The organism is Stenotrophomonas sp. Steno-Z1 (assembly GCF_056393175.1).
Map to the genome: position 1 here is coordinate 159480 of NZ_JBWJPB010000001.1, position 26215 is coordinate 185694.

Sequence of the window (26215 nt, forward strand, 5' to 3'; positions counted from 1 at the left end):
TGCCGGGGTGCCGCGCAGGGCCGGCGAAAGCCGGACGCAGCGGGCGGCCCAGTGCCGCCCGTTGCCTTTTGACCACTCCGCCGCATAGACTTGTCCGGCACCGCGCGGGTGTAGCTCAATGGTAGAGCTGTAGCTTCCCAAGCTACTGACGAGGGTTCGATTCCCTTCACCCGCTCCAGTCCAACCGCTCATGCAGCTAAGTGCATGAACGCTAAGGGGCTGAGTCAATAACGCTGCCGTCAAACGACCCTCCCGCAGGTATCGTTTGAGGTATCGCTCCATGCGAAAGTCGCTTCTTCCTTAGCGCCCATCAGGGCGCTACGCCCGCTTGCTTGTTCCGCTTGAGCTGCGATCCCACCTGTGGGGTGTCGCTCCATCTTCCGTGCGTTGGGTTTGCCCGCTGGTGATCGCGCACGACTGACGGCGACCTGCATGCGCGTGGCACGCTCCGATGCCTTCAGGGCGATGCGTGCAGGACGACTCGTGGACAAGAGGGAGCTGGATGAGCCGCTGCGTAGAGCCGTTTTGGGGGCAGCCGCGTGAGCTCACCTTGGAGACCAACTCGCTTCCCAACGGAGAGCGAATTGGGCGGCCCCAGGTTGATACGCCCCATGATGCGGCGCTGCTTGCCAGCGTCTTGGGACTGTGTCCTCCATCGTCAAATGAACGGAGCCAGTGGATCAAACAGCGGGATTAGGCTGGCATAACGAGGTCATGAAAGGCCAGGTGAGTCAGGTCGTAGCGCCCCAAAGGGAGGAGTAACGCTGTCTCAAGCCATTGACTAGCATTTGGATGATCTGCGACGTACCAAGCGCGATCCCAAGCCCATCATTGAAAGCCGCCAGACGCTTCGCATCCTGCTGGGACTCGTTGGGAATCTGCTAGCGGCTTGGCTGACGGTGGATAATCTCAGGGCGCTATTGGACGGCGTGCAGCGCAGGCCGAAGAACGCGACCCAGCGCGCCGAATACCGCACATTGAGCGTCAAGCAGACGGTCGCGCTTTCTAATGCGAACGGGGAGCCTCCGCCTAAGGCATGGGCGTTGAGCAAGCATTGGGATCGAATGGCCGTGTTCTTTCGCCATCTGCACGCTGCCGGAGTGCTGGACCGCGATCTCACGGCCGCAATCGTTCGCCATTCGGCGAAGACCGAAGCGGTAACGGGGCGACCTTTCTTGCATGCAGAGCTCCGAACCTTTCTCGGCGCTAAAGTAAGATTTATATCTCAATGTGAAAATGCGCGCGGAGTAAATGAGTGCGCTGTCGCCTGTAGTAAAAATATTAGGAAGGCTTTTGGGCAATCTCCTAACCCCTCGCGCGGTCCATTTTGTCGCGGCGGCGTTCAATGCCGATATTTATGAAATAACCAGTTTTAGTGATGCAGGGGTTAAGGCCAAGCCGCTAGGTAGATATGTTCCGGCGCTACCTAGCCTTCGTTGAACTTTCGATCTCCGTAATGTGATCAAGTTCTAGGCAGGGCTTGAATATTTCATTGAGTTCGTGGATAAGGGAGGTGCGGCTCGGCCGCATTCCGGACCAAGGACGATCCGAGGTATGACGTGGAAGGCCTTGCCCTCGCGTTCTCGTTCCCTGCCGGCGCGGTGCTCGTCCAGCAAGGAGAACAGGATGTTTTTACGACTGAAGGACCTATCGTGTGCCGCGCTGGCGATCATCGCCCTCGGCTCCATTACCCCCTCTGTGGGGCTGGCTCAGGAAAGCAGAATTGCTTGGCGCATTTCCCAGCCCGCCGGCAACGCATCTGAATTCGAGACACAGCAGGAAGCCGTGGAGGCCATCAAAACGTTGCCCGTGCCTCCGGGAGTGCCGGTTGAGCTCCAGCACTTTTGGGGGGCTGTCAAGACAATCAAGTCCAAGTCAGTGCGCTTCGGGGGTTCGGTATCGATCACGTACTGGATGGGCCTGTTTTCGCCTACCGATCCAGAGTGGTCATACAATTCCCTCTTCGAGACAGAAGCTGAGGCTATCGCAGATTACACGCAGAACGACACCAATCCGTTCTGCCCGGGAGAGTCTTTCGTTCCAACAGGGCCTTGGAGGGATTTTTATCCAGGCATGGAAGGGCGCGTACAAGTGCGTCCTTATCTCTCGACAACAATGTGGGGCGAGAATACGGATGATTCCCCATGTGAGCCCTTCCAGGAAGAATACGAATTTACGAGAACGCGGCGGCAATTCTGTCCCAACGAAATGACGTATTGGTCGGACAAGTACGAGGCCTGTGTCAATGAGGAATTTGTCGCCACCCTCACCTCAAAGACCGTGGAGTGCGACAGCAGCGGGGGTAGCGGTATGTGTGGTGCCGGTAGCGGCCGGGCGAGGTGTGACGGGAGCGTCGGCAACCCCTGCGACGTAAAGACCGGCGAGAAGTATGAGATTGCCGAGGACTTCGACCTCGGATGGATTGCCTTGACACGCCATTATCATTCCGGTGTGTCCACCAGCATCGGTGGCTTCGGTCATGGTTGGACACACTCGCTGGGGGCGCAGTTGACCTTGGATGGGGACGATAGCGTCGGCCTCATCGAGGGTACAGGGTTCCAGCGGCCCTTTAAGAAGGTGGGCCAGGTCTACGAGGCTGCTGACAGTAGCGGTGACCGCCTTGTTCACAACGGCAACTGGAGCCTGTACTCCGCTGGCTCCATCAGCAATTTCGATGTCGATGGGCGCCTGACGGCCCAGCGCTTCCCCGATGGTACCTCGCTGACTTACGTCTACGATGAAAGCGATCGTCTCGCTGCGGTGGCGCATAGCAGCGGGCGCACGCTGGAGTTCGTCTATCAGTCCAATGACTATGAGGCCTTGATCAGCTCGGTCCTGGTCGCGGGTGTCCCCCAAGCGAGCTACACCTATACCGCGCAAGGCCAAGTGGCTACGGTGACCTACGCTGGTGGCGGCGTGCGCACCTATCACTACGAAAACCTTAGCTTCCCCCAGCATCTGACCGGGATCACCGCAGAGGACGGCCAGCGATACAGTACGTTTACCTATGACGCCATCGGTCGCGTCATTTCGAGTCAGCATGCAGGGGGCGCGGACGGAGTGACGCTGGCGTACAGCCCCAATGGCGGCGCGGTGGTCACGGATGCACTTGGCCATCAAACCGACTACTCCCTGACGCCCGGCGGCGATACCGCGCCGCCGCGTAAGGTGTTGGGCACCACCGATTCCCAGGGATCGATAAGTCGTACCTATTACGATGTCAGCGTCGACTTCCGTCGGCGATTGGATACCTACACGGATCGTCGTGGCGTCCAGACCAAGCACACATACGGCGAAGGCACCGATGCGGTGACCGGTCGGCTGGTCGCTACCCACACCGTTACCGAGGCGGTGGGCCTGCCCGAGCAGCGTGTGGTGCAGAGCACGCGTGACAAGGAGACCAACGCCGTTCTCGTTACGACGATAGGTCAACAAGAGACCCGAACCGCTTACAACGCCCGCCGACAGCCAGTGAGCATAACGCTTAAGGATTTGGCTTCCGGGCAGACGCGCGCCACAACCTATGCCTATTGTGAGGCCGCCGACGTGGCCGCAGCGGGCGGCTGCCCGATCGAGGGACTACTGAAAAGCGTCGATGGGCCACGTACGGATGTAGCCGATGTAACCATCTATGCGTATTACGCAGCCGACGACGCCGGTTGCGCCTCCAATGGCACCTGCGCTTACCGCAAGGGCGATCTGCACAGCGTTACCAATGCGCTGGGGCAGACGGTAGAAACCCTGGCCTACGACGCATTTGGTCGTCCGCTTTCGGCAAAGGACGTCAATGGAGTGGTCACGGACTACACCTATCATGCTCGCGGCTGGCCGACCTCGGTAAACGTACGTGGCGCCTCCGCCGCAGCAGATCGGGTGACCCAGCTGAGCTACTGGCCGACCGGGCTTGTGCAGCAGGTTACCGAGCCCGATGGGAGCAGCGTGTCCTATGTCTACGACGCTGCGCAGCGGCTGACCGACATCGAAGACAGCGCGGGGAACACCATCCACTACACGCTGGATAACGTCGGCAAGCGCGTCAAGGAAGACACGCTGGACTCCGGCGGCACGTTGCGGCGCACCCTTGCCCGCGTCCACAACACGCTGGGACAGCTCACCACGCTGAAGGACGCAGGCAATCACGCCACCGCCTTCACCTACGATGCGGATGGCAACCCGCAAACGGCCACGGATGCACTAAGCCGGGTGAGCAGCCAGCAGTACGATCCGCTGAACCGCCTTGCGCGGACATTGCAGGACGTCGGCGGCGTAGCTGCGGAGATCCGCTCGCAGTACAACGCGCTGGACCAAGTTACCCAGGTCACCGACCCAAAGGGCCTCCACACCACTTACGCTTACAACGGTTTCGGTGACCTCACCGGCCAAGTCAGCCCGGATAGTGGTGGGAGCAGCTTCACCTCGGACTCAGCCGGCAATCGCAAAACCGCCACCGACGCGCGGGGAGTGACCACGACCTATCACTACGACGTGCTCAACCGTCTGACCGGTGTCGCCTACCCAGACCCGAGTCTTGACGTGGGCTATAGCTATGACGTGGCCCCGGCGGTTTGCGCGGCCGATGAGCAGTTCGCCAAGGGTCGATTGGGGCAGGTGCTTCACGCCAATGGCAGCACCCTCTACTGCCATGATCGCTTCGGCCAGATCACCCGTAAGGTGCAGACGCTCAATGGTGTGGCGAGCACGCTGCGCTATGCCTACAACAAGTCGGGTCGGTTGACTGCATTGACCTATCCCGATGGCAGCGTGGCTGACTACGTCCGCGACGCACAGGGCCGCATCAGCCAGATCGGCCTGACCCGCCCCAGTCAGGCGCGCCAAGTTGTGGTGAGCAACGTGACATATGCGGCCTTCGGCCCGGCTACTGGCTGGACCTACGGCAACGGACGCCAGTTACAGCGCCCGCTGGACCTCGACTATCGCTCGCAGGCGGTTCACGACCCGGCTGTGGGTGGACTGTCACTAAGCTATGGCTATGATCCAGTGGGTTCGATCACTGAACTGAGGAACGGCGCCAATTCCACCGTACTGGCCAAGTATGCGCACGACACGCTGGGCCGCCTGACCCAGACCCAGGACGGCGCGACCGGCACGCCGATAGAAACCTATGCGTACGACGCCACCGGCAATCGCACGTCGTTAACCACCTCGGCAGGTGCCGTAAGCTACACCTATCCGGCCACCAGTCATCAGCTGACCGCTGTGGACGGCGAAGCTCGCAACCATGATGCTGCGGGCAACACGACCAGCATCGGCGGCAATGCCTTCGCTTACAACGATGCCAACCGCATGAGCGCGGTGAAGCAGGGCAGCGCGGTTCTGGAGAGCTACGCCTACAACCACCGGGGCGAACGAGTGTTGCGCACCGCGACCGGTGGAGGTGTACAGGTAACCCTGTATGGTGAGGCCGGGCAGTGGCTCGGCAACTACTCGGCGACAGGGCAGGCGCAGCAGCAGGCGATCTGGCTGGACAACTACCCGGTGGCGCTTATCAATGCGCCCATAACAGGTGTGCCGGAACTGGCCTACATCCAGCCGGATCACCTTGGCACCCCCCGTGTGGTGATCGACCCGGTACGTAATGTTTCGATCTGGGAGTGGAGCAACAAGAGCGAGGTGTTCGGCAACCAGATCCCGAACTCCGACCGTGACGGGGACGGCGTGGTTTTTAATTTAGCACTGCGGTTCCCGGGGCAACAGGCTACGGAAGCGAGTGGGTTGTTCTACAACAATCAGCGTGAGTACGACCCAACGGTGGGGCGGTACTCGCAGAGTGATCCGATTGGACTGAAAGGGGGAGTTAACACTTTTGCATATGTTGACTCGAATCCGACGATGTTTACTGACGCCAAGGGTTTGGTGAAGAGCAATACTTGTATCACCGCATACATCGCAGGTGGAGCGGTTTGTGGTGGTGTTGCGGGCTACTACGGAGGTGGCGCCCTGGGCGGCGTCGGCGGCGCTGCAGCTTGCATTCCATCAGGTCCTGGCGCTGCGGCCTGTGCTGTCGGGGGCGCCGTTGGTGGAAGCTCAATAGGCGGCGGTGCAGGTTCGGTAGTCGGAGGGTTCCTAGGAGGCCTTGCGGGGCAAGTAATGTGCCCGGATGATGGTGAGGAGGATTGTGAGGCGCTGCTGCGGACTGACACAGATACCTGCAACGGAATCTCTAGGGTGCGTAGCGCAAGAGCTGGTGCCGTTTGTCACGCGTCGGCGACTCAGAGGTACGCTGCATGTCTCAGAGGAAGCCCCATTCCGCCCTTGAATACCTGGAACAACTAGCTATGAATATTTACGATCATCTCGTTTGTGTCGATGAAGATGCCAAGGAATTGGTTGTGTTTCGAGTGGGGGCAGATGGAAGGAGGACCTTGTTCACCAAGGTCCCGCTTCCGAAGGTTGAGGGATGGTCTGCCGAGTGGCAGGATCTTGCGAAAAAGCTTGGTGAGAATCTGCTGATCGACTCTCCGGTGATTCGGCGAATTCTCAATGTCTGAGGCATGAAATCGGTGTGTCTAGAGAATCAGTTGCGCATAGAACGCTTGCGGCGGGCGATACATTTCTAACGGGCGGTGGCGAAGTCTCCCCACACTGAGTGGTCGTCGGGGGGCTGAATTTGTGAGGCTGATCGATTGCGAGTGTGAACCATAACAGGCAGCAAAAGTGCTATAAATAAGGTGTTTTCGAGCTATTGCGCTTCTCAAATCTTGAGCCATAACCAATGGACTAAGACACTGGAAGCCTTATGACTATCGAACACACACGCATCAAAACTTACAGCCGAGCTAAGGGTCATTCCGCCCTCGCCGCCGCCGCCTACCGTGGCGGATTTCTGTTCACTGACCCCACATCCGGTGTCAAATATGACTACCGGGGCAGGGCTGGAATCATCCAGGCCTGCTGCTTGGCACCGTCAGGGTCGCCTGCCTGGGTCAACGATCCTCAGCGTCTCTGGGCCGCAGCAGAGGCAGCAGAGCGTCGTCGCAACAGTACAGTCTGCCGTGACTTCACCATTGCATTGCCGCATGAGCTCAATGAACGAGAGCGTTGGGAACTTGTTCTCGACATGTCGCATGCGCTGATCAAGCGAAATGGCTTTGCGCTACAAGCGAGCCATCACCGGCCAACCAAGGACGATCCTCGCTACTTCTACGCTCACCTATTGGCAACGACTAGGCGCATGGAGGCCTCTGGGCTGGCAGCCAAGACGCGAGTCCTGGACGGGCGTATCAACGGCCAAGGTGAGATTGAGTGGATCCGCGCCATGATCTCCGACCGCATCCATTCCCATTAGCAAGCAGGGAACTGGGAGCTGACGATCAGGCGTCCCCGTTTCGCCCCATGACTCTCTTCCACCTGCCGCAGGTATGAGAAGCATCATCGTTATTTGGATATGCTGCGTTGACGACTACAAGGAAGGGGCAGAAATGGAGTTCGAGAAGATCCGGTCAGCGGTCAGGCTCGCCGAATACGCGGTCGTCAATCGGCGACCGCTTCGAACGAAGGAAGACGCACTACGTGCCCTCTCAGAGGAGATCTTAGTCGGCCCGTGGTTGATCATGAGTGGCCTCGGCATCATTTGGAAGCGTTTGCTCTGGGTCTTCGTCCTGACGTCGATCATCGTGGCCGGTCTTTGCCTTGTCGAGCAGACTTTCAATCCCGTCATGATCCTCGCCGCGCTGACGCTGGGCGTGATCAGCGTCTACTTTGGCCTTCCTACTCGCACAGTCCTTGCTGGTGTCACCGCAAAGTCCATTGGAGAGCTTGCAGGCGCCATTGAAGGACTGGTGAGAGATCAGGGGGAGTTGGAACTCTTGTCGTCTGGGGTGCAGCTCGTAAAGACGCAAACGACCGAACGAATGGCGCGGTTCAACGTCTTCATTGGCATCGTCTGGGGCGCCTTGTTCTGGCTTGCCACGGCACGCGTGCTTTCCCCGACCGTTGCCCCGGATATTTTGCAGACGAGTCTCTTCCCAACCATTGCTGCCGCAAGCTCATTCATCGGGCTGTTTGGGGTCGCAGTTGGCTACGCAGCTGCTGTCCGTGTCGTCTATCAGACGTTGGACTTTGCTCTGTTGGAAGTCAAAGCGACGCTTGGCTTGCGGGTGTAGTGTTGTGCATTTGAGCTGAGCGGTGGTGTGGAAGAGGGGGCGTCCTTTGGATAAGTCCGGAATCGGTCCCCAAGGGAGAATCGCTATTCGTGGTCCTTCGGTGCTCACCGTGCTCGCCGTCCTCCCGGGGTTCTCCAAGGGGGGGGGGGGGCGGCCGAAGGCATCTGCTCTCATCTGGGCCACGGGTCATGGCTCTGCAACGACTAGTGGCCCCATCCGAACCAGCATCGGCAGCGGCAACACCTGGGCGCTTTCGAGCCGTCTATTGATTGACGGGAGGGGAAACGCCCTCTCGCGCCCATCGTGTTCGACGCGTTGGGATGAAGGCTCAGCCTGCCTAGCTGACTATGACGATCCTGCGCCCCTCGTGGGTGCCATCGGCTGACGTGGCGGTCAGGTCATCTGAGGCCCCGCACAAGCCTCAGTGTCCTCAGGGGCGAGGTGCGACCAAATCGCTTGGACAAGGGCTTCCAACGTGGGGGAGCTAACTCCTTTGCCTTTCGCACATGCCAACACCTGATGCATCACTTCCGGAACCTTGTGTGTGTCCTTGCTGGGGGTGAGCCCAAACGGTTCACATGCCTCTGCCAAACACTGCTGATGCAGCTCGGTGCCGAGCTCTGAGATCAGTACTGTTTCAAGGGTGTCGTCAAAATAGGCATAGTTCTTGGCTATCCTGGTTGAGAGCGGCTCATCGTAAGTAGCGTTAGCGTCCGCTAGATGTAGCAGCGCTGGGTTAGCGCCTGCTTCCTTCTTGTTCAGGTCGCAGTCCCATAGGATGAACGTCGGAATTTCTAGCTCGGTGAATACAGCATAGGGCCGATCAAGGTTCAGCTTCCCCTCTACGGGGAGAATTGCGATGCCCGCAGCATGAAAGTCAAGGCCGAGCAGCCGCGCGCATGCTTGAAGCGCAGAACGGTCGCTTCTTCCTTCAACCAGGACGACGCCGTTCGCAAAGAAGCCCTCTGCAAGCTCAGTCCCAAGGATGTGCAATCTCGGGATCAGAGTTGATGCTGTCCAAGATCCAGTTGGCTGGTTTTTTGACTTCTCTAGACGCGCAGCGACATTGGCAAGGCTCAATGACGTGAGCTGCGCCTGCTTAAACTTGCTGTCAGTCGACTTTACTCGCCGCGTAAGCCGCACTTCATTGGCTCGTTCCATTGCAACGAACATCGGTGAGTGAGAGCCAAAGATGATCTGTGGGGGGCCGGTCGCACCAGGTAGGCTCCCGGTGCTCAAACCCCTCAAGACACTTGCTAGGTGACGCTGCTTAGTCGGATGTTGGTATAGCTCCGGTTCCTCAATTGCCAGGATGAGGCTCGGCGCCGCTGGCGGTGTTGTCGAGGGCGCTTCCTCCTCCGATTTTCCGTCGGCAACGGGAGTTTGATGGCTAGTCTTGGCCAGGTGCTGTAGAAGCGTGAAGACAAATGCGCGTTGAAGACCGTGGCCCTGGCGATCCACGGGGCCGCCGAAGCCTTCATCACTCAATGAGACATCTGCGGCAGGCAAGGGCACAGCGATGTCAGCGACTTCGCGCCAAGTTAGCCCCACCGCAGCGTCCCGATACAGGCTTTTAAGGTCGCCAGTTAAGCGGGTTGCGAGCTCGCCAAGTTCAGGCATGTTTGCAGGTTCAACTAGAGCGCGATAGCGCGTCGTCACCTCCTCCTGGAAGGCTCGAACATCCTGTCTTTGAAGGATGGCACTGCGAACAACAATCTCTAGCAACCTTCCAATGGCACTTGCTTTGCCATCAGCAGCATCAAGCGAGGCTTCTCGCACAGCCGGGACGAAGACGAAGCTGGTATGACGCTGAAGCGCGCCTCGCCCCGCGTTCTTGAACCCGAAGAACTGACCATCGTCCCTCAACAGGGCCAAGGCATCGGGATGTTCTTGCTCCCATTGGAGGAGATACCCTTCAATCTGTGCGGCATTGGTTGCATTGGGAAGGTCAGCATAAATAGCGTTCTCTTCCTTGAGAGCCCTGTAAGCGGTCCGCTTCTCAGTCGCAGCACTGATGGCGCGGATGGGAGAGAAGTCCGGATTTTGGAGTGTTGAGCCATAGTATCGCCCTGAGGATGACGTTCCATCGAAGATCCTGGATACAGTCAACGTGCCATCCCGAACTCTACTTTCGAAAGTCTCCTGTTCGGCGCTACTCAGCTCCCCGAAGGTCAGCTCGATCTCTACTTGTAAGGTGGTATCACGGCCAAAGTAGTCATCTGGATCCAGCGCTTTGCTGGTCGAGTAGAACTTCTCAAGAGCTTTCAGGATGCTGGACTTTCCGGCGCCATTGCCCCCGATCAATGCCGTGTGCGCCTCAAAGCTGATGGAGATGTCGCGCAGAGATCGGAAATTCTTGATACGTGCATTTAGCAGTTGCATAGCGCAGGGCATCCTATCCGTGTGTGGTCTCGGCTTGTCGTCTCTAAGGGCGATGGCGAGGCTAAACCTCGCTGTAGATCGTCAGCATGTCCCGATCCCCTCTTTTGTAGCCAGCCTTGGGCGCGGCTGACCGGATTGTTGAGACATGTGCCGAGAAGCTCTTGTCGATGAGCATCAGCTTCCAGCCTGCTCTTTCGCCGCTTACCGAACCGCCGCTCAATTGGTAGACACGCATGCAGAGTTGACCGGTCTTGCTCGTGCCCACCGCATGGACCTCCACCAATCGCGAGAATCCGTCATATCGAAGCTCAAGACAAAGCCCTTGCTCGATTGCCAACAGTGCGGCGTCCTTGGACATGGTTGCTTCCCCCCATTTATATTTCAGGCCGTGGGCGAGAGATGCGGCCGCCAAAATACCGACAGTCATCTGGGCTCTTTTCGCTGCCACTTAATCAATTGCACCACATTTGGGCGGCTGAGTGCGGGCTTGTGCGGGCACCCAGCACGGCGTAGGCTTGGGTATCGTTTGAGGTATCGTTTTTGCCCCGCTTCTTCTGCGTAACTTGAGGCGAGACAGTGACTTAGCGTTGGGTTGGGTATCATCCCTTCACCCGCTCCATGTCCCCCAGTGCTTTAGGGGATTCTGGCCGCTCAGGAGTATCCCAGCCGCTCCGCAATTCCACGTCTTGGATGGCAGATTTCTAGTCCAAGGAGTCGAGGTGGCGCTGCCCGATCCGCGCATCCTCTTCGCTCTCTGCCTCGAACGTCCATAGCCTGGTGACGTCGACAGGCTTGAAATGCTGGAAGTCAACCGAGCCGGACACAGTGCCGTCTTCGTAAGTCCACCGACCAACACAGCCTGATCTATCAAGCTCTAGAGCAACCGCTAGCTTCTGTGCGTCATCGATCGCAGGAAGAAACTTGCCGCCGAACTCCAAGAGCAACGTAGGGAATCCGTATCGCAACATCAGGCGTGCCTCGATTGGGTTGTGGCACGAACGATACCGGACAAAAATCAGTGAATGTGCTTGTAACGGTGCCGTAAGTTCAGCCACCGGCGTGCATTCGTTACGCTCTTGTTCCGCGCCTATCTCGTGGGCGTTGCTTTCGAACCCCTCTCCTTTCGCACGTAAATCTCGGTTGTCGTGACCGATGAGTGCACCAGCTGGGCCTGCGCTTCGCGAATGTCATTGGCCGAATCGGCCTTGTCCGTGCATGCCTTCGCGCGCAGGTCGCGGAACTGAAACTCCCCCTTTGCAATACCGGCGTCGTCGCGAGCCTTGTCAAACCGGTAGCGCAGCGCCGCGCGGCCGAGTGCCAGCCCGCTGTCGTCTACGATCAAGCGCGTGCTGTATGGCTTCGACCTACCGTTGGGCAGCTTCTCGCTCTTCCGCCTGGCGATCCGGTCCAGCAACGTCGCCAGTTCGCCAGTGATCTCCATGAGAACCGTGTTCGTGGACTTCGCCTGCGTGATAGCCAGGCCACGGGGCTTGACCTGCCGCAGATCCATCGACCAGACGTCGCCGACGCGCTGGCCGGTGAGGTATGCAAGGTCCATGGCATCCCGCAGGGAGGCGTCGGCGTGCTGGTAGACCGCCTGAAACACCTCGTCCTCCACGTACACGCCACGGCCGGATTCCTTTTTACGCCGAATGCCCTCACACGGGTTCGGCAGGTCCGTGACCTTTGCCGCGTGCCCAGTTCCAAATGTGCGAGAACAGGGATACTTCCCGGTTGGCGATGACCTTCGATGGGCGCCAGTCCAGGTACTGCCTGATGTTGATCGGTCGGATTGCTTCGAATGGCGCAGGTGGCGCATCGAAGAAGCTGAGCAGCGCGGTGATGCAGCGATTGTTGAGGCGCTGGGTGGTCACTGCCTTGATGGGCACGACCTCGGCCTGGTAGCGCTGCGTGACGTGGCGGAAGGTCACGACGGCGGCAGTGTTCGCATGTTCGAACTCCGCCCACTTCTTGATGGCTACGCCGTAGTCGCTCCCGAGGGGAGTCTCCTTCCGTGGCCCGCCGCCGTGATCATAGTGGTAGTGCACCACGCCGGACTTCTGCCGGCGAGCGCGGAACCGGGGTGGGTGCGCACTGGTGTTGGTCATCAGGTGTGCGGTGACCAGCTGCTGACTGCTGCTGGCTGCCGCTGGCTGTGATCGTGCTGACCGGATTTCGCGCGTCGCGGCCACCACCCTCGTAGAAGCCGCCGTTGGCCTGTTCAAGGAAGGCAGCCATCACGCCTTGGCCGCCGCCACTGGCGACGATGGTTCCGAGCGGTCCCTGGATATCGTTGATGCCGTGGCTGAAGCGCTTACCTGGTGTCTTCCCTTCGCCATGCCCCATCTGCACCAGGCACGGCGCAGCGAGCCCGGGAGCATGCGCAGCGCCGGCCGGGCGCGCTGCGCCTGCACCCGACGTGATGGTCGGCACAGGAGCGGTGGCTGGCGTGCCGATGCTGTCGCCACGGAATTTGACTAGGTGCCGGGCGACCAACGCGGTATCCGCCTTTGCGGTCATCGTGTAGAGCGGATCGGCGCCCGAGCGGGCTCGGACTGCCCGGCCCGGCCGCCCACACCGGCGAGGATGGGGGTGACCACGGAGAAGTGTCCGCCCTTCACCCCGGCGCAAACCGTGCGAAGCGGCTCGTTGCCCGCCATCGTGCGCTGGTTGCTGGCGTTGGCATGCTCCGCAATGAATGCCGCGGCAGGTGCGCTGTTATCCGCGCAGCTAGCCGGCACAGGCACCACGACGGGATCAGCGGTCTGCAGCACATGCCGCATCACGCCCTTGGCGACGCGGCGCATGGTGGCGTCCGCGAGGTCACGTTTCCGCCTGAAGATGGACGGGCAGGGGATGCTGAAGTCCAGGCAGTCGGCGGCGGATACGCGCGGCTTCTGGCCCGGGGCGGTGCCATGACTGGCTTCCAGCCACACGATCGGCTGCCCGTCGATTGATGGCTGGAGGATCGAGACGGCTCTGCGGAGGAGGCCAAAGACGACATAAAGCTATTGGCGTGAATCTAGGTTGGGTGCGACGACCTCTCTCAAGCCCATCGCAAGCTGTCACGCACGCCGTCGCGCGCCGAGGATCCTCTGGATGTCCGAATGGGTTGCCGCATGTGCGGCGCCCTGCAGGGCGAACACTATTTCTTTGGGATGAATGGCCCCCACGGGCTGCAAATCGAACAGCGGCTGATGGCGTTGAAGCGAGTCGATGGGGGGGGGCGGCTGGAAGCGGTGGTCGTCGCAGTCCGATAGCGGCGTCTCAACCAGCGCGACGGGGGCCGGCTAAAGTGGCGGCATGGAGAACATCGTTTACGTGCCCGCCGCAAAGCGGTCCCATGATTTGGTCTGGGATCGGGCGACTGGTGAGTGCCTATCCCTGGAGACCTTCATGGAGGGCCGGGACTATGGGGAGGTCGTTCGGGATGGGCGGCTGGCTGTGGAGTTGGAGGTGCTGGACGGCACCCCGCGGTTCGAATGCCCGCATTGCCACGATGCAATGGGCGTTCGCTCCAAAGCCATCCGCGCACGAAGCGAGGTCCGCTTCTACTTCGATCATCGCACGGCCCGCCACCGGGAAACGTGCACTGGGCTCAAGGGCCATTCACGCCAATCCATCTTGGCGCGCAAGTTCGGACTGTGCAAAGAAGGCGCTTTCCACAAAACACTCAAGCAATGGGTGCGCGACAGCTTGGATGCTGATCCGTCGTTTAGCCAGACGGATTTGGAAAAGCGTTGGTGGGACATCGACGGAGTTCAATGGCGCCAGCCCGACGTCCAGAAGCATCGGGACGGTCAGAAGTGGGCCATTGAGATTCAGCTTTCCACCACGTTTGTCCATGTCATCGCCGAACGAATGAAGTTCTACCGGGAGAACACTGGGCGGATGCTCTGGCTCTTCAAGGACTTGGACACCAAAACTTCCGTTTGTCGGAAGACGACCTGTTCTTCGCCAACAACCGAAACGCGTTTCGGGTCACCCCTGCCACCGTGGCCCGTTCCCAACGTGAGGGCCGTTTCTACCTCGAAGCGGCATGGTTCGAGCCCCGCTTCGAGGACGGAACGATCCAGAATGTGGAGGTGCATCGGGAGGTCCCGTTTGACGACTTGGTGTTCGACACCTGCAGCCGAGGCATCCCCCGGGCTTATGCCTTCGACTACGAAGGGCGCAAAGCCCAGGTAGAGGAGGAGCGGGTGGCTTGGCAGGAGGAGCAAATCTGGGGCCTCCGCCGAGAGGCTTTCGAAACGTTCTGTGTGGCCATGCTCCGGGGCGAGCTCGCTGACCACAAGGAGCGGGATCGCCGATGGGGGGAGCTCCGCCGCTCATTTGCTCAAGTGGGAATCGCGCTGCCGCTGTATGCCAAGGGGAGCGCTGATTTGGAGCGCTTGTTGGTGATCGGTTACTCGATCAAGCACGGTCAGGGACGGCCCATTGGCATCGGCTTTGAGACGCTGGCTGAGTTAGGGCACCACGCCCACAAGGTTTGGCCTAAAAGCCTATGGTTCTACCGCTGCATGCTTCGGGCGCATGGTCAGTTGAAGACTGTATTGCCTCAGGATCGAACCGCAGAGCTACAGGGCAAAATGAGAAGCGTACTCGCCAGCCTAGCCATGGGCGAGAACACGTTCGCGCCCGACCGATCCTGGGACGCGCTCTTGGTTCGCCTGTTCCCCGAAGTCGCATGCTTGTGGGCCGCGGAACCTGGGCAGGTGGCGAAGGCCGCATTGACTAAAACCAAGCAGGATCTGAAGACCGAGGAGACTCCATCATGGAAGACAACGCATCGTTGAAATGGAAGATTGGCCAGACGAGGTAGCCTTCGTGCCTTCGTAGGAAGCCTCTATCTAAAGAGATTTGGGGGCGCCGTGTGCTGCTGTTGGGCGAGTTCAACTACCGCGAAGACGGGTGGGCGTGCGACCCCGGCCTTAGCCACCTCGATTGGTCGGGTGATCGGACCGTTTCACGCCGCACAAGGGGCTAACTTTCTCATCCAATTTCGGCCAGGGAGCAGGGCTGTTGCATCTCAATTTGCTGGGGCTCTTCTTGACACGCTGCGGAGGCTGCATCAGCATTGCTCAAGGAATTTTTAGTGTGATGTAAAGGACTGCATGAATTTCAAAGTCATCGGCATTGCTGCCGTTGCCGTGGTTGGCTTGGCCGCTGTGGGTTGGACGCAGCTGGGGGATAGCGTGAGACCCGTCAAGCGAAGCGAAGCAAGCGCTTCAAGTCCTGCGCCTGGACAAGCTGATGCCACGCCCCAAGCTGCCGACTCAAAATCAGCCGCAGGATCCCAGCGCCAAACCCTGTCCGCTCCTCATCATCCATTCCCGGAAGTGCCGCTTACGCGCGCAGGCATGGATTTCGAGGATGACCCGGGCTTTGCGGAGAGCAAGGCAGAGCAGGAGTGGCTCGACTTGCACGGGTATCCGAACATCAGGCAGTGGGAGACATACACCGCGGCACCCGATGAAAGGCTGCGAGAGGCGGCCGCTGCGGGCGATGCAGTTGCTGGGGTGATGCTCGATGGGAGGCTTTTGCGCACGGACCCCAAGGCCCAACAGCGGCTGGTTGAAGCCGGCGTAGATGGCAACTTGTTCGCGCTGCAGTTGCTTGCGTCCTATCAAGCGGGGAGCCGAAACGGTGATCCTGTGGCTGCCTACGCTGTGTCGCGAGTCAGCGAAATGCGCGGGGACTTGCGTGCCGCCATAGGGCGAGAGGTGATGATGACCACTCCGCTGACGACGGAGCAGCGCATGCTTGGGGAGGCAGAAGCCTTGCGGTTGAATGAAACAATGAACAAGCTCTATTTTGACAAATACGGCGCACCTGCGGAGTTCGTCCCGCGGCCGATAGGTCACTCTTGAAGAGCATATGGATCAACACAGAAGAGAATGGATTCATGAAAATAAGTAAAAAGATTTCGCTTTCCGTCATCGGCCTCGGTGCGGTTGTCGGGGTGGCGTTCGCCTGTGAAGTACTTCCGATGCCGCCTATGGCGCCGCTGAAGGTCACCATGGTTGATATGCCTAAGGCCAGCGATTACAGCAATCCCGCCAATGCGGCGTTCATGAAGAAGCTGGATGGCGCAGCCGAGAAGCTGGTCGGTGCGGCGAACTGGCGGGCAAACGCCTTCCACGGTCACGTCGCGTATTCGTTCAAGATGATGATGATGACCGGCTCCGCCCTTATCTACATCGAGAAGCCCTGCGATAGCTCGGCCGAAGAAATGGCGCAGAAGGCGGCCCAGTCCGTTGGTTCGAACGGCGGTGGCGGTGGTAGTGGTGGCAGCGGTGGTGGTGGCGGTGGCGTGCTGATCGGCGGCGGTTGTTACGGAAGTTGCGGCGGCAAGATGCCTATCGTTGACGTGGGCCCGCCGCAGCAGATCAGCTGAGGGCAGCCTCCCGTGGCGCCCCTGACTGCCCTTTGAGGTGTCAGGGGTGCAGGTGACTTGGAATCGGGCTTAGAGGTCGGGCAGCCAATACGGATGTATACGCCGGCATCCCCGCTGCTGCGATCTAGTCGGTCTTTCAAGAGGTTGTGACTCTACATGCTTCATATGGGCGTCGGTCCACTATTGCTCGACTCTCACTGCTTGTCCCCTGCACGGGGCTTCTGACGTCTCCGTCCCGGCATCATCAAATGCTCGTGGCCACCTCGGGGGCGCGAACCCCCATGTGGAGAGCGAGCAGAGGTGCCCATCAAAGCAGCGGGTCGGTGGTCCATTGGCCGTAAGTGGGCAAAGCAAACATTTGTTCGAGATCGTCCTTGCGCGTCGTGCTCCACTTGTCCACTTCGGGAAGTGACCCCTGCGACGGTGATGGCTTTGACTTCCTTTTTGGAAGCTCGCCTAGTGGACGAATTGGATCGAGAGGGGCGATGTCGGCGGGGGTGTTGAAGACAGTGGGAGGAGGGCGTCGCCCATCGCCTTGCGCATGATCTGGGCAAGAAACGCGTATGCCTCAGTGCCGTCGCGCAGTCTGCGTCCGGGATGCCCTCCATGCGCGGATCAAGTCTCGCTCTGCGCAATTTCCATATTCACGACCGAGGCACAGGTGGGAGCATGGCGCACGTCCACTTTCATGGCCACATAGAGTGTCAACGAAGGACTGACACTCTTATAGAAGGTAATGCGTTGATCGTCGCCAAACGCTGGGACATGCATTCGAAAACCATCATCCACGAGGGGTGACTTGAGTAGCTGGAAGTCCAGACAAACTTCAGCGGGCGCGACGGTCAACTCGATAGCTTGGCCACCGCCATCTGGCGAGAACTTCCAGACCGCCCACGCGTAGGTTCCGGCCCCGACATTTCCCGTTACCCCTCGACGGCGTCCCTCGCTGTCCGGCGGCAGAGCCGTACCCAGAATCTCTTCGACCCGTTGGGGCTCCGAGTCGGCATAGGAGCGAAGGGAAGCTGCGAGCCTGTGGACCTGCTCAATCAGGCTCTGCGGGGTCTGCTCCGCCCCGGGCTCCATGGGAGGATACCCATCCCAGCTCACTGCGGGCCCCGTTTCTGCTGGAATGGCGGCATCTACGATCGCCACTGCATTGTCCTGTTCGCGCTGAATGTCAGCGGCCATGGCATCCTGCATGGATTTTTCCTGGTTGGCTTTCGAAGGCTGCGCACACGCCACGGCCCCCAGCATCAGGGTCCCGGCGATCAGTGCGATGGGAATGCAGCCTCCATTACAAACACTGTCCATTGTCTGCTCACACGCGAAAGGGGTCACTGCCAGTTTAGCCCCGCCCGCCATTCTTCTATTGCGATTTTGAGCGCGCCCCGCTCATTGCCCCAAGAAGCCTTCGCATCCGAGGTACTGGCTGCGCGCAGCTGCGCTTCTTGGATGGGAGATACGTCGGATCGTAGCCCGAACTGGATAAGGACAGCTTCAAGCTGTGCATCAGGCCGCGGCTGCCATATAGAGGCTCCATTATGCTCGATTAACGACGCTATCTCATGCGCGCTCATGGGTGTCCGGGTATGTGATTGGGAACGAACAGCCCAATTTTTCGAACGCATGCAGGATGGGCTTTCCCCTCTGTGGATTGCCTTACTTCAGGGACTATTTGAACGTAAAAGTCATCCTTGTCGTATTCATTTATTCCAGGGAATTTCCCATCTCCGCCGCGCCTGTAGCGAAAGCCCATTCGCGTCAATGCGATGTGGTAGTCGTCATAACTCACGTTGCAAAATGGGAACCTCTGCGGGAATGGGTCTGTCTCGTTCTCGAAGGCGAGTTCAACCCCCCGGCTTTGCCCCGGCATTTCAATCGCATAGCGAATGCTATAGAACCAATCATCTCCTAACGATTGAGTGTAAGACGGATAGATGGGGTCTGAGTCAAGCGTCAGCCCCAGGACCTCCTGGACGTGTTCAACGGTTATGTCGCTCTTTGAACTTACGGCTCCAAGCAGCTTCAAAAAACCCTGCCCAATCTCTTCCGCACTTTTTGCTGGGTTGAGCGCGGCATCAGCTCCCGCGATGGCCATCACTGGCTTCTCCTGAGATGCTCCGGGCAGGGGGGCGGCGTTGTGATTGGCGGCTGGGCTTGCTGGTGTCGAGGCATGTGGTTCCTCGGAATGGGTGGCCGATACCCCCGGCGATCGCCCTTGCGCCACGGTATTGTGAAGAGAGGAAGCGCAAGCGGTGAGCGCGACTGCATGCAGCAGCATGAGCGTATGGCGAACAAATCTGATCATGATGTGTGTAATCCCTCAACGCATTGTGTGTCGCTCCGCAGCTCATCTGGTCGATTCTTCTGCGATTTTGCGTGTTCCGTCTCTGGCAACTGCGCGAACGCCGGAATTGTCCGCCCTCGCATCGTCATCGTCGAAACTAAACGAGACTGGAACATCGAGGTTATCGTAACCTTGGCGTTCTTTATGTCGTAAAGAGAGAGCTGCTGTTCGTAGCGGTTGATGCGCGTGCTGCCCACGGCCTTATCCAACGCCAGCATGTCGCCCAACTGGCGCTGGGAGCCGCCACGCACTGAGCACGCTGGTTTGACCCGGGGTGATGCGTGTCTGGTTGAACTGGCAAGCCGCTGCCTCAATGGCCGGGTTGGCGCCATAAGGGCGTAGGCCGTTTTGTGAGATGACCCAATCGCCACTGCGCTGTCCTGTTCGCGCTGAACGTCAGCGGTGATGGTCTCCCGCATGGATGTCTCCTGCCTGGCGTTCGAAGCCTGCGCACACCTCCCCAGGCGGCTTGATCACCGCGACCAATCGGCTACACCGCATGTCGATGGCCGGCTCGCCGTGGCCGATGTCGCGCGTGTGGCTTCTGACCGCCCCGCAGCGTTGGTACGCACCGGGTCGTTGGAGCTGCTCACGCCCTAGTCGCCAATGACCTCGAAGGCAAACGGATTGTCCGGGTCGGGAAAACGCAGCAGATAGCGCGCAATGCGCGTGCGGCCATCTGGCAGCAGGTAGTCCACCTGCAAGCCGCGCGGGCTGTCTTCCATTCCGGCCCCCAGGTAGGTATTGCTCGGGTAGCTGAAACGGTGGTGCGGCGCGGTCCGAATGGCGGCACACGTGCCAAACAGCGGGGGCAGAATGTATAGGCGCTCCCCATGCAGCAACAGCACCTTGGTGTAACGATCGCCCTTGCCGCTGCTGACGTAGCGCATGTCCAGGCACACCGACGTGCCGTGCTGCCACGCCGTGACGTCCGCCAGGTTCTCCGGGCGGATGGAAGCACCGGTGCGCCATGCCGGCGGGGCGAGGTCGACGGCGCTGCGCAGTGGCCAGCGCCGCGCACCCACAAACATCGTCTGGCCATCGAAAACAACGTCGGGTAGGCCGTCCGTGGGCTCCAGTGCCAGACTGCCTGGCACGGTCCACTGTGCGTCTGCATGGCGACGCATCGCCTGGATCGCCGAGGTGGCCCACAGGCAGTGCCGCGGCGATTCGGTGCAGGGCATGCCCAGTTCGGTTCCCGGGCCCAAGAACAGGTTGCCACCCAACGATCGGTAGAAATCGTCGTAGCCGGTGAACTGCACCGGCCCGGCACCGGTCGTGCCCGACAGGAGAACACTCAACAGGGCCACTGGAGCGAGCGTTGCGGGTTTCATTGGCATGCGTCTGCGGCGGTCGCCGGTCGGGCGTCGAGGGTATCGGTTCGAGGGGGCCAGCGGAACACCGTTACGCCCACACAGCGTGGGCAGCCGCCGACGCACCGCACGGGCGTCTGTTGGAAAGTGAGGCTGTCTTGCCCCCAGGTCGATGAGGGGCCTCCTCCAGGGGGATCGCTCACGCTTTCGTTTCCATGAAACCTTGGCGGCGCCGAGCCTCGCCGATCCTCATCGCAGCGTACCCCGCGCAGGCTATGCTTCGCGTTTTCCGGCCCCGTGCGCCCATCGCGATGAAACTCGCCATCCTGTCCCGCAACAGCAAGCTGTACTCCACGCGCCGGCTGGTGGAAGCCGCGCGCGCGCGCGGCCACACCGTGCGCATCCTCGACCCGCTGCGCTGCTACATGCGGATCGCCGCCGACGGTTTCACCATGCACTACAAGGGGCGGCCGATCACCGGCGTGGATGCGGTCATCCCGCGCATCGGCGCGTCGGTGACCCGTTACGGCACCGCCGTGCTGCGCCAGTTCGAGATGATGGGCGCGCGCACGCCCAATCCGTCCGATGCCATCCTGCGGGCCCGCGACAAGCTGCGCGCGCACCAGATCCTGGCCTCCAAGGGCATCGACATGCCGGTGACCGTGTTCGGCGACAACCCCGACGACACCGTCGACCTGCTGTCCATGCTGGGCCCACCGCCGCACGTGGTGAAGCTCAACGAAGGCACCCAGGGCAGGGGGGTGATCCTGACCGAGAAGGCCAGCGCCTCGCGCGGCATCGTGGAGGCGCTGCGCGGGCTGTATGCCAACTTCCTGATGCAGGAATTCATCGGCGAGGCGCAGGGCGCGGACCTGCGTTGCCTGGTGGTCGGCGACCAGGTGGTGGGGGCGATGCAGCGCCAGGCCCCGGACGGGGACTTCCGCTCCAACCTGCATGCCGGCGGCAGCGCCCGGGCGGCGAAGGCCAGCCGGGCCGAACAGCAGGTCGCGGTGCGGTCGGCCAAGGCGTTGGGGTTGGGCGTGGCGGGCGTGGACCTGATCCGCTCCAGCCGTGGTCCGCTGGTGCTGGAGGTCAACTCCACGCCGGGCCTGGAGGGGATCGAAGCGATCTGCCAGACCGATCTGGCCGGGCGTATCATCGACCACGTTGCCAGCATGAAAAAGCCAACAAATTCAAAGCCTTGAGGGTTTTACGGAAAGCTTCGGCGGATTTAACGAGGCTTTAATCGCCCCCGGCGTAGGCTTCGACGAACCGCAGCTCTGCCCTCCTCAGCAGGATCGGTAATCGGGAACACACTTCAGGCCCAGGCGGTTTCCGTCTGGGCCTTTTTACAGGCCGGCGGCGCCGACCGGGCGCGCCTTTGGACCCCTGCCATCAGTCCCTTGTTCGGCGTTCGGTGGGCTCGTACAGTGGCGCTTCGTTCATGGAAGGATGGAGTTTTGGCGATGCGTCGATATACCGTTTTTCTGCTTGCCCTGTGTGTGGTTGGCTCCGCCGAAGCCAAGCGTGATGATGGGGTGGTCAAGATCACCGAGGGCGAGCCGGTATCGGCCCAGGTGGATCGGGTAAAGGCTGCGCTCAACAGCGAGTCCTACAGCGAGATCAGCCCGGAAGACAAGGGCCGGGTCCAGCAGGCGCTGGGCAGGATCGAGCAGAAGATGGAGGGGCACACCCTCTCCAGCGAGCTGAGTCCGGTTGACCGCACGGCCGTGTTCAATGACCAGGAACTGGTCAACACGGTGATGAGCAAGGCCAAGGAGGACAGCCGGCTGATCTGCCGCCGTGAGCGTGCCACCGGCAGCAACATGTCGCAGAGCGTGTGCACCACCGTGGCGCAGCGGCGCCGGGCCACAGAGAACGGCCGGTCGTTGCTCAATGAGCACCAGCAGTTCAACAATCTCAACCCCGGCAGGTGATTTGACGCTGTCATGGCACGGGCCGGTGTCTACTGTTAACAATGAAGCCTGTATCGTTCAGCAGGCAGCGCAAGGTAATGGCTCGCTGCGGTTTCGGCCGCAGCGACGCTGTCCGGGCCAATCCCTCATGAAACAGAGGTCACAGTGCGAATTCTTGTAATTGAAGACAACAGCGACATCGCCGCCAACCTGGGCGACTACCTAGAAGACCGCGGACACACCGTGGACTTCGCCGCCGACGGCGTGACCGGCCTGCACCTTGCCGTGGTGCACGAATTCGATGCGATCGTGCTGGACCTCAACCTGCCCGGCATGGACGGCATCGAAGTCTGCCGCAAGCTGCGCAACGAAGCGCGCAAGCAGACCCCGGTGTTGATGCTTACCGCGCGCGATTCGCTGGACAACAAGCTGGCCGGCTTCGATTCCGGTGCCGATGACTACCTGATCAAGCCGTTCGCGCTGCAGGAAGTGGAAGTACGCCTGAACGCGCTGTCGCGCCGGGGCAAGGGCGTGCAGACCCGCGTGCTGGAAACCGGCGATCTGGAATACAACCTGGACACGCTGGAAGTGCGCCGCCAGGGCAAGCTGCTGCAGCTCAACCCGACCGCGCTGAAGATCCTGCAGGCCCTGATGGAAGCCGCCCCTGCGGTGGTGACCCGCCAGGAGCTGGAAACCCGCGTGTGGGGCGAAGAACTGCCCGATTCGGATTCGCTGCGCGTGCACATCCACGGCCTGCGTGCGGTGGTGGACAAGCCGTTCGAAGTGCCGCTGATCCAGACCCGCCATGGCATCGGATACCGCATCGCCGCGCCGGAAGCCTGATCCGGTGACGGCCAAGGGGGAGCGTCGCCGCGCGCCATATCGGCGCCGGCTGCGCAGCCGCATCATCGTGTCATTTGCGCTGTTGGGCTTCTGCCTGACGGCGCTGTTTGCGTTTGCCACCAATTGGACCCGCGCGCGGGTGGAAAACCAACTGGTGGAAGACGTGATGAACCGCAATATCGACGAGTACGCGATGCGGTTCCAGCTCGACCCGAGCCGCAGCCCGGATCTGCCGTTCCAGCAGATCCGCGCCTTCGCCTATTCCAAAGACAAATTCGACCGCGTGCGCGAAGAGCGCCCGGAATGGGCGGCCTACGCACCTGGCAATTACAGCGTCAGCGGGGTCGATGAGGAAAATAAGCCGTTCTCCTACAAGCTGGCAGTGCGCAAGACCCCGGAGGCCTGGTTCTTCCTGGCCTACGACATGACCGAAAGCGTGCGCGGGGAGGCGCAGCTCAATCGTGCGCTGTTGATCTCCGTACTTGTCTTCAGCCTGCTGTCCCTGGTGCTGGGCTGGTGGTCGGCGTCCAAAGTGATGAAGCCGGTCTCGGACCTGGCCGCGCGCCTGCGTGCCTACCGTGGTGGCACCAGCGAGCCGGAGCCGCTGGCCCCGCGTTTCCCGGATGACGAAGTGGGCCAGCTGGCCCAGGCCCTGGATGATTATTCTTCGCGGCTGACCGAAGTGGTGCAGCGCGATCGCGAGTTCAACGCCGACGTCAGCCATGAGTTGCGCACACCGTTGGCGGTGATCCGCGGGGCAACCGAGCTGCTGCTGGCCCGGCCCGGCCTGGACGAGAAGGTGCTGCAACGCCTGCAGCGCATCCAGCGCGCCGAACAGCAGTGCACCGACCTGATCGGCTCGCTGCTGCTGCTGTCGCGCAACGAGCGCGGGCAGGGCAGCAGCAACGTGGCGCGGGTGGGCGAGCAACTGCTGGATGCGCACCGCGCCCAGCTCGGTGGCAAGCCCCTCGAGCTGGTGCTGGAGGGCGACCGCGACTTGGTCATCGATGCGCCGGAATCGGCCCTGTCGGTGGCGTTGGGCAACCTGATCGGCAACGCGGTGAAGTATTCGCAGGAAGGCTCAGTGCGCGTGCGCATCACCGGCAACCGGGTCGATGTCATTGACAGTGGCCCGGGCCTGAGTGCGGAAGATGCGGCCAAGCTGTTCCAGCGCGGCTATCGCGGCACCCACGCCGGGCATTCGCAGGGCGGCGGCATTGGCCTGTCGATCGTCAGCCGGCTGTGCGACCTGTACGGCTGGCAGGTGAGCGTGCGCCCGGGCGACCAGCGCGGCGTGGTGGCAACGCTGACGTTTGCACCCGCATAGCGCCACGCCACGCGCGGCTGCCGTTCGAGCCCATCCAGCTGCCGTGCAGCCACCGATGGGGTGGCGCTACGGTTTGGCGGCTGCTGCCAGGGCGCGATAGCGGCGGTCGAGTTGCTCGACCTTGGCCTGCAGGTGGTCCGGGTCGCCGTCGTTGACCACGACGTCATCGGCCAGCGCCAGGCGTGCCTCGCGGCTGGCCTGGGCGGCGATCATGCGGTCGGCCAGCGCGGCGCTGATCCCGTCGCGCCGCAGCAGGCGGGCGTGCTGGACCGCCACCGGGACATCCACCACCAGAATGCGGTCCAGCCAGGGGTACTGCTGGCGGCCGCCGGCTTCGGTGAGCAGTGGGATGGCGGCGATCGCGTACGGCCCGTCGGCCTGCTCGCAGGTCTCGCGCAGCAGCGTGCGGATGGCGGGGTGGGTGATGGCTTCCAGCGCCTGGCGCTCCCGTGCCGAGGCGAAGATGCGCTCGCGCAGGGCGGCCCGGTCAAGCTGGCCGTCGGCCAGCAGGATGCCCGGGCCGAAATGCGCCGCGATCCGGGCCAAGCCTTCGCTACCGGGGGCGACCACCGCACGCGCGGCGACGTCGGCATCGGCGACGGTAATGCCCAGGGCGTCGAACCGCCGGCTCAGTTCGCTTTTGCCGGCGGCGATGCCGCCGGTCAACCCGATGAGGTAGCGCGCCATGGGCCGGCCCTCAACGCAGGCCGGCAAAGCCCATATAGGCGCTGATGATCTGCTCGCCCCACATGAAGACGATCCAGCCGGCAATCGCCAGATAGGGGCCGAACGGGATCGGCGTGGCGCGGTCGCGGCCGCGCGCATACAGCCACACCGAGCCGATGATCGCACCGACCACCGAGGACAGCAGGATGATCGGCAGGATGCCCTTGAGCCCGCACCAGGCGCCCAGCGCGGCCAGCAGCTTGAAGTCGCCGTGGCCCATGCCTTCCTTGCCGGTGATCTGCTTGAACAGCCACCACACCGACCATAGCGACAGATAGCCGGCCAATGCGCCGAGCAGGGCCGGCTTGGCGGGCATGTACAGGTTGTCGCTGGCGGCGATCAGGCCCAGCCACATCAGCGGCAGGGTCAGCTGGTCGGGCAGCAGTTGGGTGCGCAGGTCGATCCCGGACAGGGCGACCAGGAAGCAGCTCAGCACGATCGCGCCGAAGCCTTGCCAGCCGAAGCCGAACTGCCAGACGCTGGCCAACACCAGCAGCGCGGTCAGCAGTTCCACCAGCGGGTACTGGATCGAGATCGGAGCGTGGCAATGGCGGCACTTGCCACGCTGGATCAGCCAGCTGAACAGCGGGATGTTCTCGTACCAGGCCAGCTTGTGCTTGCAGTGCGGGCAGTGCGAGGGCTCGACCACGATCCCCGGCGGCGGCGGCTCGTAAATGTCCGGCTCTTCCAGCACTTCGCGGGCGTCGCGCTTCCACTGCCAGTCCAGCCGCTTGGGCAGGCGCAGGATCACTACATTGAGGAAGCTGCCCAGGAGCAGTCCCAGGCCGGCCGCGGCGGGGTAGCCGAGACCGGGGTGCTGGTCGAGAAATGCCATGTGTGT

The 26215-nt window shown here is 61.2% G+C and carries 22 protein-coding genes, 1 tRNA gene and 2 pseudogenes; 14 read left to right on the forward strand and 11 right to left on the reverse strand.

The genetic code is table 11. From position 1 onward, the window contains the following. Window positions 1-104 precede the first annotated feature (104 nt). The 6 genes from AC06FD_RS00685 to AC06FD_RS00710 all read left to right on the forward strand — a co-directional run bounded on the left by AC06FD_RS00685 (window position 105) and on the right by AC06FD_RS00710 (window position 8123). Window positions 105-178, forward strand: a tRNA-Gly gene (locus AC06FD_RS00685). A gap of 610 nt (window positions 179-788) precedes the next feature. Next, window positions 789-1361: a hypothetical protein gene (locus AC06FD_RS00690; RefSeq protein WP_478076743.1), complete on the forward strand. Its 573-nt coding sequence runs from the start codon at window positions 789-791 to the stop codon at window positions 1359-1361. 265 nt (window positions 1362-1626) lie between these two features. Further along, window positions 1627-6294, forward strand: a complete 4668-nt coding sequence (locus tag AC06FD_RS00695) for an RHS repeat-associated core domain-containing protein (protein ID WP_478076744.1) — start codon at window positions 1627-1629, stop codon at window positions 6292-6294. A gap of 2 nt (window positions 6295-6296) precedes the next feature. Next, entirely contained in the window at window positions 6297-6509 is a 213-nt protein-coding gene (locus AC06FD_RS00700; protein ID WP_478076745.1) for a hypothetical protein, read from the forward strand. Between the two features lie 248 nt (window positions 6510-6757). Further along, window positions 6758-7306, forward strand: coding sequence for a MobA/MobL family protein (locus tag AC06FD_RS00705; protein WP_478076746.1), 549 nt, complete (start codon window positions 6758-6760; stop codon window positions 7304-7306). Between the two features lie 133 nt (window positions 7307-7439). After that, window positions 7440-8123: a hypothetical protein gene (locus tag AC06FD_RS00710; protein WP_478076747.1), complete on the forward strand. Its 684-nt coding sequence runs from the start codon at window positions 7440-7442 to the stop codon at window positions 8121-8123. 393 nt (window positions 8124-8516) lie between these two features. On the opposite strand, the gene AC06FD_RS00715 is transcribed toward AC06FD_RS00710, so the two are convergent. The 5 genes and pseudogenes from AC06FD_RS00715 to AC06FD_RS00735 form a co-directional block, all read right to left on the reverse strand. Beyond that, window positions 8517-10505, reverse strand: a complete 1989-nt coding sequence (locus tag AC06FD_RS00715) for an ATP-dependent nuclease (RefSeq protein ID WP_478076748.1) — start codon at window positions 10503-10505, stop codon at window positions 8517-8519. A 61-nt stretch (window positions 10506-10566) separates the two neighbouring features. Beyond that, window positions 10567-10932: a hypothetical protein gene (locus AC06FD_RS00720; RefSeq protein WP_478076749.1), complete on the reverse strand. Its 366-nt coding sequence runs from the start codon at window positions 10930-10932 to the stop codon at window positions 10567-10569. Window positions 10933-11592: 660 nt separating this feature from the next. Beyond that, window positions 11593-12613 (reverse strand): annotated as a pseudogene (locus tag AC06FD_RS00725) (tyrosine-type recombinase/integrase). Further along, window positions 12537-13025: a hypothetical protein gene (locus tag AC06FD_RS00730; protein ID WP_478076750.1), complete on the reverse strand. Its 489-nt coding sequence runs from the start codon at window positions 13023-13025 to the stop codon at window positions 12537-12539. The pseudogene AC06FD_RS00725 and the gene AC06FD_RS00730 overlap by 77 nt, the downstream one beginning before the upstream one ends. Continuing rightward, the gene (locus AC06FD_RS00735) at window positions 13022-13441 is read right to left on the reverse strand and encodes a hypothetical protein (RefSeq protein WP_478076751.1); all 420 of its coding nucleotides are present in this window, start codon (window positions 13439-13441) and stop codon (window positions 13022-13024) included. Before AC06FD_RS00735 ends, AC06FD_RS00730 begins: the two co-directional genes overlap by 4 nt. Before the next feature lie 568 nt (window positions 13442-14009). Between AC06FD_RS00735 and AC06FD_RS00740 the strand changes: the two are divergent. From AC06FD_RS00740 to AC06FD_RS00755, 4 genes and pseudogenes are all read left to right on the forward strand, one after another. Further along, window positions 14010-14369 (forward strand): annotated as a pseudogene (locus AC06FD_RS00740) (competence protein CoiA family protein); the annotation flags it as partial. 68 nt (window positions 14370-14437) lie between these two features. Then, window positions 14438-15301 (forward strand): hypothetical protein, encoded by an 864-nt coding sequence (locus AC06FD_RS00745; RefSeq protein WP_478077383.1) that lies wholly within the window; start codon window positions 14438-14440, stop codon window positions 15299-15301. Between the two features lie 318 nt (window positions 15302-15619). Beyond that, window positions 15620-16375 (forward strand): hypothetical protein, encoded by a 756-nt coding sequence (locus AC06FD_RS00750; RefSeq protein WP_478076752.1) that lies wholly within the window; start codon window positions 15620-15622, stop codon window positions 16373-16375. Continuing rightward, a complete protein-coding gene (locus AC06FD_RS00755) occupies window positions 16372-16902 on the forward strand; it encodes a hypothetical protein (protein ID WP_478076753.1) in 531 nt (176 codons plus the stop codon). Before AC06FD_RS00750 ends, AC06FD_RS00755 begins: the two co-directional genes overlap by 4 nt. Window positions 16903-17517: 615 nt before the next feature. On the opposite strand, the gene AC06FD_RS00760 is transcribed toward AC06FD_RS00755, so the two are convergent. The 4 genes from AC06FD_RS00760 to AC06FD_RS00775 form a co-directional block, all read right to left on the reverse strand. Beyond that, entirely contained in the window at window positions 17518-18213 is a 696-nt protein-coding gene (locus AC06FD_RS00760; protein ID WP_478076754.1) for a hypothetical protein, read from the reverse strand. 262 nt (window positions 18214-18475) lie between these two features. Continuing rightward, on the reverse strand, window positions 18476-19210 hold the full coding sequence (locus tag AC06FD_RS00765) for a hypothetical protein (RefSeq protein WP_478076755.1): 735 nt from the start codon (window positions 19208-19210) through the stop codon (window positions 18476-18478). Further along, complete coding sequence (locus tag AC06FD_RS00770; protein ID WP_478076756.1) at window positions 19207-19668, reverse strand: hypothetical protein; 462 nt, start codon at window positions 19666-19668, stop codon at window positions 19207-19209. Before AC06FD_RS00770 ends, AC06FD_RS00765 begins: the two co-directional genes overlap by 4 nt. A gap of 177 nt (window positions 19669-19845) precedes the next feature. Beyond that, on the reverse strand, window positions 19846-20583 hold the full coding sequence (locus tag AC06FD_RS00775) for a hypothetical protein (protein WP_478076757.1): 738 nt from the start codon (window positions 20581-20583) through the stop codon (window positions 19846-19848). Between the two features lie 290 nt (window positions 20584-20873). On the opposite strand from AC06FD_RS00775, the gene rimK reads away from it, so the two are divergent. The 4 genes from rimK (at window position 20874) to AC06FD_RS00795 (ending at window position 24648) form a co-directional block, all read left to right on the forward strand. Next, complete coding sequence (gene rimK, locus AC06FD_RS00780; protein ID WP_478076758.1) at window positions 20874-21767, forward strand: 30S ribosomal protein S6--L-glutamate ligase; 894 nt, start codon at window positions 20874-20876, stop codon at window positions 21765-21767. A gap of 261 nt (window positions 21768-22028) precedes the next feature. Then, window positions 22029-22499 carry a protein kinase family protein gene (locus tag AC06FD_RS00785; RefSeq protein ID WP_259206437.1) on the forward strand — a complete coding sequence of 157 codons (471 nt, stop codon included), beginning with the start codon at window positions 22029-22031 and terminating at the stop codon, window positions 22497-22499. A gap of 144 nt (window positions 22500-22643) precedes the next feature. Continuing rightward, window positions 22644-23321: a response regulator transcription factor gene (locus AC06FD_RS00790; protein WP_017356179.1), complete on the forward strand. Its 678-nt coding sequence runs from the start codon at window positions 22644-22646 to the stop codon at window positions 23319-23321. Continuing rightward, entirely contained in the window at window positions 23284-24648 is a 1365-nt protein-coding gene (locus AC06FD_RS00795; protein ID WP_259206435.1) for a sensor histidine kinase, read from the forward strand. Before AC06FD_RS00790 ends, AC06FD_RS00795 begins: the two co-directional genes overlap by 38 nt. A gap of 66 nt (window positions 24649-24714) precedes the next feature. Here the strand turns inward: AC06FD_RS00795 and coaE are convergent, their stop codons facing one another. Next, on the reverse strand, window positions 24715-25335 hold the full coding sequence (coaE, locus tag AC06FD_RS00800; RefSeq protein WP_259206433.1) for a dephospho-CoA kinase: 621 nt from the start codon (window positions 25333-25335) through the stop codon (window positions 24715-24717). Window positions 25336-25345: 10 nt separating this feature from the next. After that, window positions 25346-26209 (reverse strand): prepilin peptidase, encoded by an 864-nt coding sequence (locus AC06FD_RS00805; RefSeq protein ID WP_259206432.1) that lies wholly within the window; start codon window positions 26207-26209, stop codon window positions 25346-25348. Between the last annotated feature and the right edge of the window lie 6 nt (window positions 26210-26215).